Source organism: Burkholderia sp. 22088 (genome assembly GCF_052045915.1).
Lineage (GTDB): Bacteria > Pseudomonadota > Gammaproteobacteria > Burkholderiales > Burkholderiaceae > Burkholderia > Burkholderia cepacia.
Genome location: NZ_JBQEPY010000010.1, coordinates 100,010 through 113,043, shown reverse-complemented (window position 1 = coordinate 113,043; position 13,034 = coordinate 100,010). Strand labels below are relative to the sequence as shown.

The window sequence follows — 13,034 nt, the reverse complement described above, 5'->3', positions numbered from 1 at the left end:
ACAACAAACCGGAGACACCCGCCTTGATCGCCACGCTTCCCGCCACCTACCGCCGGCTCTGGCCGCTCGCCGTCTTCGCCGCGCTGCTGTACGGGCTGTCGCTCGCTGCCGCCCCCTATCCCGGCCAGGCCGCCGCGAAAGCCGCGATGGGCATCCTGCTGCTCGCGGCGGGCAGCACCTGCGGCGCGGCGCGCGAACGCGCGTGGCTGTGTGCGGCGCTCGTGACCGCCGTGCTCGGCGACGTGCTGCTCGCGCTGCCCGACTGGCCGCTGTCGTTCGTCCTCGGCCTCGGCGCGTTCCTGCTCACGCACCTGTGCTATTGCGCGATCTTCATGCGCTGGCGCGCACGGCCGCACGGCTGGCGCGTCGTCGCGCTCGTCGGGCTGTGGATCGCCGCCCCGGCGTTCTACGTGGCGTTTTTCCCGCACCTCGGCGAACTGCTCGCACCCGTCGCCGTCTACATGCTCGTGCTCTGCGTGATGGCGAGCTTCGCGCTCGCGGCCCGCACGCGCGGCCCACTGGTGGCCGTCGGCAGCCTGATCTTCGTCGGCTCCGATACGCTGATCGGCGTCGGCCGTTTCCTCGGCGGCTTTCCGGGCATCGAGTACCTGATCTGGGGCCTCTACGCGCTCGCGCAGGTCACGATCGTCGCCGGGGTTTTCCATGAGACGGCCGCCCGAACGATCCGTCCCTGATACCGTTTCAAACAGACCGCCGCACGCCGGCGGTCTCGTGCGCTCCCTCTCTCGCCCCGCCGACGGCCCTTTCCGCGCATCCCGCGATGCGGGAACCGGCCCGTTCCAAACCCCGCTCAGCCTTTTCCAGCCTGGCTTCCGGCCCTTAGAGCGCCGCTTCTAGCCTCTTGCGGTTTCCGGGTTCACCCACTATCGTTACATCAAACAATGTAACATTCGAAAATGAGCCAAATCGGAGACACCCGGATGAATGCTCGTACGCTGCCTTTCGGTCCGCCCGGCCACGACGGCCTGGACGAAACCATCGACATCGCCATCATCGGCACCGGCTTCGCCGGCCTCGGGATGGCGATCCGCCTGCGGCAAACAGGCGTGACCGACTTCGTCGTCCTCGAGAAGGCCGCGTCGGTCGGCGGCACGTGGCGCGACAATCATTACCCCGGGTGTGCATGCGACGTGCAATCGCACGTCTATTCGTTCTCGTTCGCGCCGAACCCGCGCTGGACGCGCATGTTCGCGCCGCAACCGGAGATCCGCGCGTATCTGGAAGACTGCGTGCAGCGCTTCGGGATCGGCGCGCACCTGCGCCTGAACCACGAACTGCAGCGCGCCGAATACGACGACGCCGCGCAACGCTGGCGCCTCACGTTCGCGAACGGCAAGCGGCTGTCGGCACGCGTGCTGGTGTCCGGGATGGGCGGCCTGTCGCGCGCCGCGCTGCCGTCGATTCCCGGCGTCGAGAATTTCAAGGGCCGCGCGTTCCACTCGCAGCACTGGGATCACGACTATGCACTCGAAGGCAAGCGCGTCGCGGTGATCGGCACCGGCGCGAGCGCCATCCAGTTCGTGCCGCAGATCGCACCGCGCGTGAAAACACTCGCGCTGTTCCAGCGCACGCCGCCGTGGATCATGCCGAAGCCCGACCGCAACCTGACCGGGTTCGAGAAGTGGCTGTTCCGTACGCTGCCGTTCACGCAGAAGGCCGTGCGCAGCGGCATCTACTGGATGCTCGAATCGCGCGTGCTCGGCTTCGCGATCCATCCGTCGCTGATGAAGAACGTGCAGAAGCTCGCGCTGCGCCACATCCGCAAGCAGATTCCCGATCCGGAGCTGCGCAAGACCGTCACGCCGAACTACACGCTCGGCTGCAAGCGCGTGCTGATCTCGAACGACTACTACCCGGCGCTGTCGCGCAAGAACGTCGACGTGATCACGACCGGCATCGACCACATCGAAGCCGACGCGGTCGTGACGACCGACGGCCGCCGCCATGAAGTCGACTGCCTGATCTACGGCACCGGCTTCCAGGTGGCCGATCCGTTTCCGCGCGGCGCGATCATCGGCCGCGGAGGGCTCGACATCGTCGACGCATGGCGCGACGGCGCGCACGCGTATCTCGGCTCGACGCTGCCCGGCTACCCGAACTTCTTCATGATCGTCGGCCCGAACACGGGCCTCGGCCACAACTCGATGGTGTTCATGATCGAGTCGCAGATCGAGTACATCCTCGGCGCATTGCAGGCGATGCGTCGCGAACGCGCGGATGCGATCGAGGTGCGTCCGCTCGTCGAGGCGCAATTCAACAGCGACCTGCAGGGCAAGCTGAAAAAGGCGATCTGGTCGACGGGCGGCTGCAAGAGCTGGTACCTCGATCCGCGCACCGGCAAGAACACCACGCTGTGGCCGGGCTTCACGTGGCGCTTCCGCCAGGCGACCGCGCATTTCTCGATCGCCGATTACCACGCGTATCGCGCGCCGCAACTCGACACCACGGCGCGGCCCGCCGCCGCGCCGGCCGCAGCCGCTTCGACTTCGACTCCGACTTCCGCCGAAGCGGCCTGAGCCAGACAAGGAGCAACCGACATGAGAGATTTCGCCAACAAGGTCGCCGCGATCACGGGTGCCGGCTCGGGCATGGGCCGCTCGCTCGCGATCCAGCTCGCACAGGCAGGCTGCCACGTGTCGCTCGCCGACAAGAACGGCGTCGGCCTTGCCGAAACCGAACGGATCGTCCGTACGATCGCGCCGAACGTGCGTGTCTCGACGCGCGTGCTCGACGTCGGCGAGCGCGATGCGATGTTCGCGTGGGCCGACGACACCGCGAAAGAACACGGCAAGGTCAACCTGATCTTCAACAACGCGGGCGTCGCGCTGTCGAGCACGATCGAAGGGATGGACTACAACGATCTCGAGTGGATCGTGAACATCAATTTCTGGGGCGTCGTGCACGGCACGAAGGCATTCCTGCCGTACCTGAAGGCATCGGGCGACGGCCACGTGATCAACACGTCGAGCCTGTTCGGGATCTTCGCGCAACCGGGCATGAGCGGCTACAACGCGACCAAGTTCGCGGTACGCGGCTTCACCGAATCGCTGCGCCAGGAACTCGACATGATGAAGTGCGGCGTATCGGCGACCTGCGTGCATCCGGGCGGCATCCGCACGAACATCGCGCAGGCAAGCCGCGTGTCGAAGAACATGGTCGGCTTCATGGTCGCGAGCGAGCAGCAAGGCCGCGACACGTTCGAGAAGTTCTTCATCACGACCGCCGACGATGCCGCGCGCACGATCCTCGCGGGCGTGCGCAAGAACAAGCGCCGCGTGCTGATCGGCCGCGACGCGAAGGCCGGCGACTGGATGGCGCGCGTGCTGCCGTCCGCGTACCAGGCGCTCGTCGTGTTCGCGACGCGCCGCGAGGCCGCCCGCGCGCGCCGTGACGCCGCTCGCGGCACGCCGGCGCCCGCGCCGCTGCACGCCACCTACAACAATGCAGGCAATCAGGGAGGAGAACAATCATGACGACCCCGAACATGATGCCGGTGCGGCGCGACATCCGTTTCGCGCTGCCGCCGGAACGCGCGAAGGACTGGCACGTGCAGGGCGTGCCGGTCACGCACTTCATGAACGCGCTGTCGCTGCTGTTCCCGGCCGGCGAACGCTTCTTCATGGATTCGGTGCGCAACTATCGCGACCGGATCGAGGATCCCGAACTGAAGAAGCAGGTACTCGGCTTCATCGGCCAGGAGGCGATGCACACGCGCGAGCACATCGAATACAACGACCTGCTGCAGTCGTCCGGCCTGCCCGCGCACAAGCTCGACAAGCGCCTGTGGACGATCCTCGGCTGGTTCAAGAAGGTGCTGCCGCATTCGATGCAGCTCGCGATCACGATCGCGCTCGAGCACTACACGGCGATCCTCGCGAACCAGTTGCTGTCGGGCCACGAGCACCGGATCGACGGCTCGGTCGAAGGCTACCAGCAGATGTGGATGTGGCATGCGATGGAGGAAACCGAGCACAAGGCCGTGTCGTACGACGTATGGACCACCGTGATGAAGCCGGGCCTCGGCAGCTACCTGCTGCGCACGGGCACGATGCTGACCACGACCGTGTTCTTCTGGACGATCGTGTTCGACTTCCACGTGCGCCTGATGCGTGCGCACCGTCGCGAACACGGCAAGTTCGGCGGCATGTGGCGGCTCGTGAAGTACCTGTACAGCCCGAAACACGGCGTGTTCCCGAGCATCGCGCGCGAATGGCTCGACTACTTCCGCCCCGGCTTCCACCCGTGGGACCACGACAACCACCAGTACCTGCAGGGGCTCGACACGCTGCTCGAGAACATCGACGCGACCAACGCGCGCTACGCCGCGCAAGCCGCCCCGCGCCGCGTGCCGCTGCACCCGGTTGCGCAGGCATGACGCCATGGCGCGCGCCCACGAGATGCTGACCGTCCAGTCCGGCGACGTGAAACTCGCCGTCTACGTGAGCGGGTCGCGTCGCGCCCCGCCGCTGATTCTCGTGCACGGCTACCCCGATTCGGCGGCCGTGTGGGCGCCGATCCGCGCGCGGCTCGCGAAGCGCTACCGCGTGATCGCGTACGACGTGCGCGGCGCCGGCGCGTCAGACGCGCCGCGCCGCCGCGCCGACTACACGCTCGAACGGCTCGCCGGCGACCTGAAAGCGGTGGCCGACGCGACCTGCGGCGACCGGCCGTTCCATCTCGTCGGTCACGACTGGGGCTCGATCCAGTGCTGGGAGGCCGTGACCGACCCCGCGTTCCGCGGCCGGATCGCGTCGTACACGTCGATCTCGGGCCCATGCCTCGATCACGTGTTCCGCGCGAAGATGCGGCTCAAGCAGAGCCTGAAGTCGTGGTACATCGCGTTCTTCCACTTGCCGGTCGTGCCGTCGCTGGTGTGGCGGCTCGGCGGCGCGGCGCTGTGGCCGCGCTGGCTGCAGATCACCGAACGCGTGCGTGCCGAGCGCGATCCCGTGCAACTGAAGAATGCGCTGAACGGCATGCAGCTTTACCGCGCGAACTTCCTTGCGCGGGCGCGCAAACCGCGCGAACGGTATGCGCAGGCGCCGGTGCAGATCCTCGTGCCGGTGCGCGACCGCTACGTGACACCCGAAATGTCGGTCGACCTCGACCGCTGGCTCGGCGACCACGTGCGCGAGGAAATCGACGGCAGCCACTGGGTCGTGCTGCGCCACCCCGACATCATCGCGTCGCGGATCGACCGCTTCGCGTCCGCGCAAGAGCGGCCGGCCGTCGCGAACGCCGCGGTTCAGCCCGTCAGCGCCGGCAGGCGTCTGAACAGCGTCTCGTAGTCGATCACGAGCCCGTCTTCGTCGATGTCCATCTCGGCGGTGAAATTCCGGAAGATGCCAAACCAGGCTGGCGGCGACACGCGGACGATAGTGCAGGCTGTACCACGCTTCGAGTTCTTGACTCGACGAGTAGTGCTTGCTGGCTTCACCTCAAGCGCCGTGGTTCAACCAAATCTCAATCGGACCAAACATCGCCTGATTCGCCTTGAAGAACGGGGGCAGGTTTACTTCTGGCGCAACAGCATGCCGAAGACTGATACGATCCGCACATCCACGATGACTCCGGTAGCTTGGGTGTGTCGCCACATTGGCTTCATGGCCCGACTTCCTCGACTCGATTTGCCCGGCATTCCTCAGCACATCAGCGGGGTAACAATCGCCTCCCCTGCTTTCTCGATGACTCCGACCGGCAGCGTTATCTGCATCTGCTCCGCGATGCGTGCTGCACACGGGTAGCCTTCTTCACGCCTACGTGCTCGTGAACAATCACGTTACCTCTTGCTGACACCACCCGATACCGGCGTGACCGCGCAACTGACGCAGAAGCTTGAGCGTCAGTACGTCGGTCAATTCAACGCAAAACCGCAGAGCCGGTCGTTATCGGGAGGGAACTGAGGTTCTGAATACGTCAGTATGACCAGTTGAGGCAGCGCCATCACCGGCATGATCAGCAGTACGATGACCAGGTCCACCCAGATCGTCAGCAGAAGCCACCAGCGGCGCTTCGTATCGGTGAAGGATTCCAGCACCCAGCGCCCCCCGCAACGCTGTAGAACATCGCGCCAAGTACGAGGCGGCGATTCAATCGTGGGGGCCGGAAGGCCTGTGTCTCCTGCCATGTAGCGCTGCAGCCATACCCATGTTGAGGCATTGCTATATCCAATGCGTAAGCCAATGATGGGAATTCGAACGAGTTTTTCGCCCGTCAGATTTGATGGATATCCCACTAGATAGAGATAGCCTTGCCCCCTGCCGTGATAATAGTCGATGCAAAGCAAATCATCCCAATCAAGCACCCAAAGCGTGTCTCGCCCATCGTCACCGCATGAGACGTAGTAAACTTTTCGCTCTAGCCGATCAATTCTCACACGAGATGACCGACGACGATATCTCGCCCCCAGCATCCGAGAAGACAAAATTCCCACAACATAAGAAGCCGGCAAAAACAAAAAAAACAAATATACGGCAATTCCACTAAAAATCAAAACCCAAAAAATAATCAATATTACATAAACAACTAAAGACCAAATTATGATTTCAAATGTGCTATTTTCACGCTGCAAAGTATCAGACGTGATTTCGACACAATGGCCACTTTGACGCAAGATGGAAATACTAGCTTTAGCGGAACTATCAATTTCGTGCGGCAGCAGATCACATGCAGACCGGAACGAGTTCCAGCGTGCCTGAATTTCAGATAACTTTGGCAACCGCCGTGTCCTCGGCGCAGCCATTATTGTGGCTCCTTTACCGGATCGAGCAAGCTAGGCGAAATAGGCTCGGTTAGCCAGGTTCCCCGGGTAAATATCAAAGGTTGGCGTTGCGGCAATAATGCTAATTCAGGTTGCCCGCCCGGATCTGGACGGTAGCAGTAGTCCAACTCGACTTTTGCGTCAGCACGCATGGTAATGCGCCACGTCAGTACGCGAGCCCCGTTCTGTGTGACATCAGTACCAGTAAACATAAACGCATCATCGTAGGGAAATCGATAGTCCAGGGGCACGAAAAGCGGTCCGTCCACCTGCTTCAAGGACTTACCGTTGCGATGTACGCGCAAGCGGTGAAGGAATGGAGCGGAAATTTCAAAATCTTGCGTAGAGACCTTTTCGCTATCATTCGGATAACCGGGCAATACGATCGAAAGAACCAGAGTACCGACGCCGTCGGCGGTTATCTCTCGATGAAGCGCCTTGGCGTCTTGCCACATCCCATAGAAGGGGACAAAAGAGCGCCAAGCTAAATTGCTAAGCGTGAGTGGCACAGCACTCTTCGGATCTTCCCACTCCGCAACCACACGAGCTCCATAGACCGCCCCATGGAAGGCCGCCAATTCTTCCTGAAGGGTTCGAAAACGGTAACGAGCATCACCCCGGCTCCAGAAGCTGTGTGCAAGCCATACTTCATCGGGCTGGAACTTTGCAGCTAACGCTCGATAGGAAAAGTAGACGACTGCTCCTGTCGCTAGGGCGGCAAGAATTAGCCAACCTACTGGTCCCGCGATGCCCAATCCACCCACGACTGCCGTCACAGATGTCGTGCTAAAAAACATACTGGCTGCGGCAAGTGCGCCGAAACCCGCTGAAGCCAGATATATTCGTCCAGCTTCATTATTCTGGGCAGCGCCGAATGCCCGCGCGGACCGTACGACATCAGCTACAGCGCCCAGTGCAGCCGCTCCCGCACCGAAACGGGTAGCCACTGTTCGCGCCGCTAGTGCGCCGCCGAGTCTCGACGCTTTTAGTGTTGCCCCACTCGCCAGTTGACGGAGTTGTAGCAAGTCGCCTTTTATGTAGTAGCCTGCACTAAGGACTGAAGATATTGCAGACAGAAACGTAGCGGCGGACATGGTTCTTGATTGCAAATCCTTTGACAAAAATCCATCCTGCATAAGATCACTCGTTGACGCACGCAAGGCCATCACCGCTGACACCGCGGCCAATCCGGTGATCGCATACTCCCCGCCAACGATACCTCGCTGGGCAGTAGCATAACCGTGACTTGCCTGCATTTTCTTTAGCATCCGCTGGAACACATTACCCTCCAGCTTGAACTTCTGCTCCGCACCTGCGGGAGACGGACTGATGTAGTCTTTGCCAGCCCCCTTGGAGACCACCTCGAACAGCGTCACCTTGGCCGACAGATTGCGCAACGGCCTCGCGAGAGTAATGCCCCATTTTCTCAGTTGTTTTTGGCTCATGATCTGTTCGCCACGGAACTGAGAATATTGCTTTGTGGCTTCGGCACTGCTAACTCGGTATGTGACCAGGGTTTCGCCCACGCGAATTTCTGCAAATAGACGCAGGCGCCGTGTAATCACATCCGCCTTGGGATTAGGCAAGGCCTTATCAGCGAGCAGCGGTATCATCAAATTGACTAGTATTCCGGAATACGGCGTTGCCGGTCGATCGATATTGAACTGAAAGATGGGCGCAAATCCTGCAACACCTATATCAAGCACATTCTTTAGCAGATCGGGATTGGCGAAATGCTGGTGAAGTTCAGGTATACCGTGCGCCAAAGAAAGCCATACTGGGCTCTTTTCAGGGGCCGCCAAGAGGAGGTCCTTGTACGCAGCGCGGCCAGCTTCACTATGAGTCAGACCGCCCACGCATAGCGTGACGACACGCTCATAGTCTTGCGCGTTTTCCTTTGCACCTAAATCGAAACAAGCAAAAACTCTGCTTAGCCAATCATCGTGCCAATCCTTGCCCATTGCGCTGCCGGCCGTTCTGACCCAACGCTCAAGATCGCTCACTCGCTTCTCTATATCGGCTTGCTTGGTCTTTATCGTGCGTTCATATGAAAACATGAACGGTATAGCATTCCCATGAGCGCGATCTGCATTATCGTTCGCGTAATAGCGAACCAGCTTCTGTCGCTTTGCATAGGCCTCCACACCTGCATGCTTCTGGAGGCTTTGCAAATACTGTTTGATCATCGTCGCGCTGGTGTATGCATGATTGTTGTCAGCTTCGTACACTTGACGATCGGCTGCGGCAACAGCAGCAAGATGTGCCAATTCACTGGTGATGCCGATCGGATCGTGCAGCACCACAGCCAAGGGAACAACGCCCTTTGTCGGAGCAAGCGCCATATGTGCACCCGCAATCACCACGTCGTAGGTCGCATACTTTTCTGGCTCCGCTATTTCGCTCCATTTGTAGTACCCCGATTTTCCATTCAAAGTCGGCCTTACGAGCTCCGGTGCGGCGGATGCGACCAGTGCGATATTAAATGCGTGCGTTTGTTCGATGCCACCGGATGGTTTCACCTTTGTCGCCAGCTTGGTGCGGATGCCACCTTTATCAATCTCGATATTCCACAGCCTTGCGTGGGTTAGCATTGTTTCGCTAACCATCAGGTAAACGATCTCTGCGGTTTTGCTCTCCGGAGCAAGTAGGAATGGTTTGGCGCCGGCCATATCGGGGCGTGCGAGCCGACCTGGTGTGGCGTCGTTGTCATCGGCACGAGTCCACCAAATGCGAGCAAAGCGCATGTCGTCGGTGACTTGGTAGTGTTGCGTCCACATGCGGCCGTTCTCGAAATAGCAGAGGTAGACGTAGGTGCCTGGACGCAGCACGCGCAAACCGTAAGCTTTGCCACCTGTGAGGGCGGGATAGCCATCCGTGCTGAGCGTCGGAAACACCTTTTTTTCCAAAACTCTATCCGCGATGCCATAGCGCAACGGGTAGATGGGCACGCCCCTCTCGCACGGCGGTGCCGAGGTAGCTTGGCCGATTTTTTTCTCACCGGGACGGTCGGGGCATAGGGCCTTTTTACAGGTGGTTTCCATAGTGTTTCCTTCAGGACGTTGCGGCGGCCCGAGCCACCAATCGCGCCTCGGCGTCGAACAATCGCTGCTTTCCCTTCACCTGCCGCTGGAGCAAGATGTCACGCAAGGTGGCGTCCATGGCAAAGAAATCATGCGGGTACTGGAAACGCAGTTCCATGTAGTGGCGCACGTCACGCTCCGTAGTGAGCGCCAGCTGATCAGTCGCTTCATTGGCGAAGTGGTTCAGATGCCGCCAAAGCGCCGGCTCGTTTTCCGGGTGACCGTAGGCCGGAAAGCGTTGACGGAACTCGCGCGCACAGTCGCGCATGAACCATGCGAGACTGGCCCGATCGAGCGCGGCCTCGTCGTCCAAGGACAAAGCGATGGGCTCATTGGTTACCGACGCAGGATGGTCGGTCGAGGGTGAATCGGCAAACAACCATTCCCCCGTCCGCTCATCACCGGCGTACCAGATGAACCGCTGGATGGGACCGAACAGTTCGGACAGGCATTCGCTCGGCAAGGCTTCGCAGAGTTCTTCGAGCTGCCGTGCAGCATTCAGGCTGAAGCCGAGCGGAAATCCGTCGGATGCCGTCAACTGGCGCAATCGTTGGAGGTGAAGCACCAGGTTGTCGCCATCGTCGGGGCCCAGCAGGATCAGTCCGGCTTGTTGAGTTAGCCAGTGGTCGAGGGCGTGGACATACACCGACTCATTGAGCGGCACCAGCAGTGGGCCCTGGCGATAGCCTGGGGAGCCGTACTCCCAGGCCGTGTTGCGCCAGACCCAGCGATAGTCAAAGCCGTTAGTGATCGCCTGCACTTCTTCTTCGAGCGTTTCGCTGTGTGCGCCGCTTAACCAAAGCCAAGGGCGCGGCCCCTGCTCCAGCGTCGCCCACCTCGTACGAGGCAGTGTGTTCACCACCTGACGCGACCATTGGGGTCGATCGATCGTCGCGTTCATCACACTGCCCCCTTGCCGCAGGGACACGGCTTGCGTGGGCAGGAACCGTCGGCACGCATCGCGCAGGCGCGGTCCATGCCTTGTCCCGTACGGGGCGCTGCAGGCAACGCGAGTGCGTTTTGCGCTCCCCCGCTGTTCTGGGTCATCGGCCCTTTCACACGAATCGCCACGCCTTCCAGCGTGATGCCGCCGTTGTCGATGCGCACGGTGCCACCGGGGCCTTTGACTTCCAGCAGCTCGGCAGCTTGGATTTCATAGACCTTGGTGCGTTGCCGAATGGCCTGCCCCGCCTCCAGCTCGGCATGCCCCTGCACGCGCTGCGTCAGATGTCCGCCGATATCCATCGTGTGGTTAGCCGCCGTCTTGTCGCGACGATGGTTGCCGACTTCCTCGGTACGGTCCTTGCCCGTGTGGATCGTGTGGTTGCGACCAATGCTCAGGAAGTCGTCCTGCCCGATGTCGTGGCGGCGGTCCTGGCCGATGGTGACCTGCTCGTCGCGCCCCACGGTCTCTTTGCGATCGTTACCGATGGCGATGGTTTCGTCGTGTTCGACCTGCTCGCTGCGGTCGTTGCCCACGAAGGTGGTTTCGTCGTGATTGACGTGGATGTTCTGGTCCTTCTGCGCGTGGACGTAGATTTCCTCTTGATCCTTCTCGTCCTCGAAGCGCAGTTCGTTGTAGCCCTCGCCCTTGTGCGTCTGGCTCTTGATCGTCATCCGCGTCTTGTGCCGCGGCAGTTCGTACGGCGGCAACTGCAAGCGGTTGTACGCCCGCCCGATGATGAGAGGCTGGTCCGGATCGCCATCCAAGTTGACCACGATCACTTCCTGCCCGATGCGCGGGATCGCCATGTGGCCCCAAGTCGCGCCGGCCCAGTTCTGTGCGACCTGGATCCAGCACGAGCTGTGCTCGTCGTACTTGCCCTCGCGATCCCACGGGAACTGAACCTTCACCCGGCCGTACGCGTCGGTGTAGATCTCTTCGCCTTCCGGACCCACCACGGTTGCCGGCTGCGGGCCGTCAATGCGCGGGCGCGGCAGCGGCTCGGCGCGCCATTCGGCATCGTCGGGCACCAGCACCGCTTCGTAGCGGTAGTGCGTACCTTGTTGTGCGTCTGCGCTCTCTTCCGCCTGACTGGTGTATTGCTTGCCGTGATGCACGAGGCTCACCGGGCGCCAGCCGCGGTTCATGTCCTCGCGCGGGTGGCCGGTGAGGTCGAACGCGATGCCGGGTTGCAGGCGCGCATCATCGCCGTTCACCCGCGCGATACGCGCATCGCGACGGTGACCACGCAGGCGGTCCTGCGTAAACGCCTTGCCACTGCCCTCGTGCTTGTAGCGGCCCGGGTAGTCGTAGCGCGCGTAGCCACGGCCCTGGTGATCGAGGTCAGTGCCTTCGCGCGGGTACTCGTGCGGAAAGCGTGGGCTCTTGAACGTGTAGTCGCGCTGCACCTGGCGCGCGGTGCGCACGTTCTCCGTATAGGCGAAGGTGCGCAAACTGGGCTGCGGCTGGTCGCCGCCGGGCGTCGGGTTGTAGATCACCGGCTCGCCCTGCTGACGGCCGAAGATAAACAGCCGATCGCAGTGGATCAACCGATAACCGTCGGCCTTGTGCTGGAAGGCGTAGAAGAAGCCTTCCTCGCGCAAGATACGTTCGATGAACTCGTAGTCGGTGTCGCCTGCCTGCACGCAATACTCGCGCGCCAGATGCTCGCTGGTGACACGCTGCTCGTAGTCCAGCGTTTGATGGTGTGCCTTGAGCACGGCCGTGGCGATTTCGGGCACGCTCAAAGTCTGGAAGATGCGCCAGTCGGAGGACAGCTTCAGACGCGCCAAACGCGGCTCGACCACCGCGGAATAGCGAGTACGTCGAAAGCCCGTGTCACGCTGAACGAACGACGAGATGGCGCCATGCACGTAACGCACCGGCTGCCCGCCCTGCCAAATCGTGAGCAGGCCATTGCGGTCGAGCACCTCGCCAAAGTCGATGGCGGGATTCGCGCTGGCCAATTCAACCTGCAAGAGAAAGGTCTCGGACAGGCCCTCGTGCAGGGTGAACTCGACGACCTCGAATGATTCGTTGCCCGCGGTGAAGGTAAAGCGCAGGTCAGATTGGATAGCCATAGTTAAGCTGCTCGCTGAACGTCCAGCGGCAACGATTAACTATTGCGAGATCCCCGTCTATTGGACGAATCTGAAAATAGCGCTTTCCCCCGACCTGGCCCCCACCATATCCGTGGGTTACCTTGGTCCTATCCGCGACCGAGCCAGAC

10 protein-coding genes and 1 pseudogene are annotated in these 13,034 nt (G+C 61.5%); 6 read left to right on the top strand and 5 right to left on the bottom strand.

The window, feature by feature from the left end:
- The first annotated feature begins 23 nt into the window (after nucleotides 1-23).
- The 5 genes from ACTJLD_RS20360 to ACTJLD_RS20340 all read left to right on the top strand — a co-directional run bounded on the left by ACTJLD_RS20360 (nucleotide 24) and on the right by ACTJLD_RS20340 (nucleotide 5,309).
- Nucleotides 24-695 (top strand): lysoplasmalogenase, encoded by a 672-nt coding sequence (locus ACTJLD_RS20360; RefSeq protein ID WP_226155583.1) that lies wholly within the window; start codon nucleotides 24-26, stop codon nucleotides 693-695.
- A 246-nt stretch (nucleotides 696-941) separates the two neighbouring features.
- On the top strand, nucleotides 942-2,537 hold the full coding sequence (locus tag ACTJLD_RS20355; protein ID WP_440659496.1) for a flavin-containing monooxygenase: 1,596 nt from the start codon (nucleotides 942-944) through the stop codon (nucleotides 2,535-2,537).
- A gap of 21 nt (nucleotides 2,538-2,558) precedes the next feature.
- Nucleotides 2,559-3,494, top strand: a complete 936-nt coding sequence (locus tag ACTJLD_RS20350) for an SDR family NAD(P)-dependent oxidoreductase (protein WP_021156860.1) — start codon at nucleotides 2,559-2,561, stop codon at nucleotides 3,492-3,494.
- The gene (locus tag ACTJLD_RS20345) at nucleotides 3,491-4,396 is read left to right on the top strand and encodes a metal-dependent hydrolase (protein ID WP_027789351.1); all 906 of its coding nucleotides are present in this window, start codon (nucleotides 3,491-3,493) and stop codon (nucleotides 4,394-4,396) included. Before ACTJLD_RS20350 ends, ACTJLD_RS20345 begins: the two co-directional genes overlap by 4 nt.
- 4 nt (nucleotides 4,397-4,400) lie before the next feature.
- Complete coding sequence (locus ACTJLD_RS20340; protein ID WP_440659495.1) at nucleotides 4,401-5,309, top strand: alpha/beta fold hydrolase; 909 nt, start codon at nucleotides 4,401-4,403, stop codon at nucleotides 5,307-5,309.
- Here the strand turns inward: ACTJLD_RS20340 and ACTJLD_RS20335 are convergent.
- Nucleotides 5,267-5,368 (bottom strand): annotated as a pseudogene (locus ACTJLD_RS20335) (putative glycolipid-binding domain-containing protein); the annotation flags it as partial. The gene ACTJLD_RS20340 and the pseudogene ACTJLD_RS20335 sit on opposite strands and share 43 nt — an antisense overlap.
- On the opposite strand from ACTJLD_RS20335, the gene ACTJLD_RS20330 reads away from it, so the two are divergent.
- The gene (locus ACTJLD_RS20330; protein WP_185735754.1) at nucleotides 5,334-5,765 is read left to right on the top strand and encodes a hypothetical protein; all 432 of its coding nucleotides are present in this window, start codon (nucleotides 5,334-5,336) and stop codon (nucleotides 5,763-5,765) included. The pseudogene ACTJLD_RS20335 and the gene ACTJLD_RS20330 overlap by 35 nt on opposite strands.
- Nucleotides 5,766-5,875: 110 nt before the next feature.
- On the opposite strand, the gene ACTJLD_RS20325 is transcribed toward ACTJLD_RS20330, so the two are convergent.
- The 4 genes from ACTJLD_RS20325 to ACTJLD_RS20310 are packed head-to-tail and all read right to left on the bottom strand — an operon-like array spanning nucleotide 5,876 to nucleotide 12,885.
- Nucleotides 5,876-6,763 carry a hypothetical protein gene (locus tag ACTJLD_RS20325; RefSeq protein ID WP_143066071.1) on the bottom strand — a complete coding sequence of 296 codons (888 nt, stop codon included), beginning with the start codon at nucleotides 6,761-6,763 and terminating at the stop codon, nucleotides 5,876-5,878.
- Nucleotides 6,763-9,822 (bottom strand): toxin VasX, encoded by a 3,060-nt coding sequence (locus tag ACTJLD_RS20320; protein ID WP_334066727.1) that lies wholly within the window; start codon nucleotides 9,820-9,822, stop codon nucleotides 6,763-6,765. Before ACTJLD_RS20320 ends, ACTJLD_RS20325 begins: the two co-directional genes overlap by 1 nt.
- 10 nt (nucleotides 9,823-9,832) lie before the next feature.
- Nucleotides 9,833-10,762 (bottom strand): hypothetical protein, encoded by a 930-nt coding sequence (locus ACTJLD_RS20315; RefSeq protein ID WP_334066726.1) that lies wholly within the window; start codon nucleotides 10,760-10,762, stop codon nucleotides 9,833-9,835.
- The gene (locus ACTJLD_RS20310) at nucleotides 10,762-12,885 is read right to left on the bottom strand and encodes a type VI secretion system Vgr family protein (RefSeq protein ID WP_440659494.1); all 2,124 of its coding nucleotides are present in this window, start codon (nucleotides 12,883-12,885) and stop codon (nucleotides 10,762-10,764) included. Before ACTJLD_RS20310 ends, ACTJLD_RS20315 begins: the two co-directional genes overlap by 1 nt.
- Between the last annotated feature and the right edge of the window lie 149 nt (nucleotides 12,886-13,034).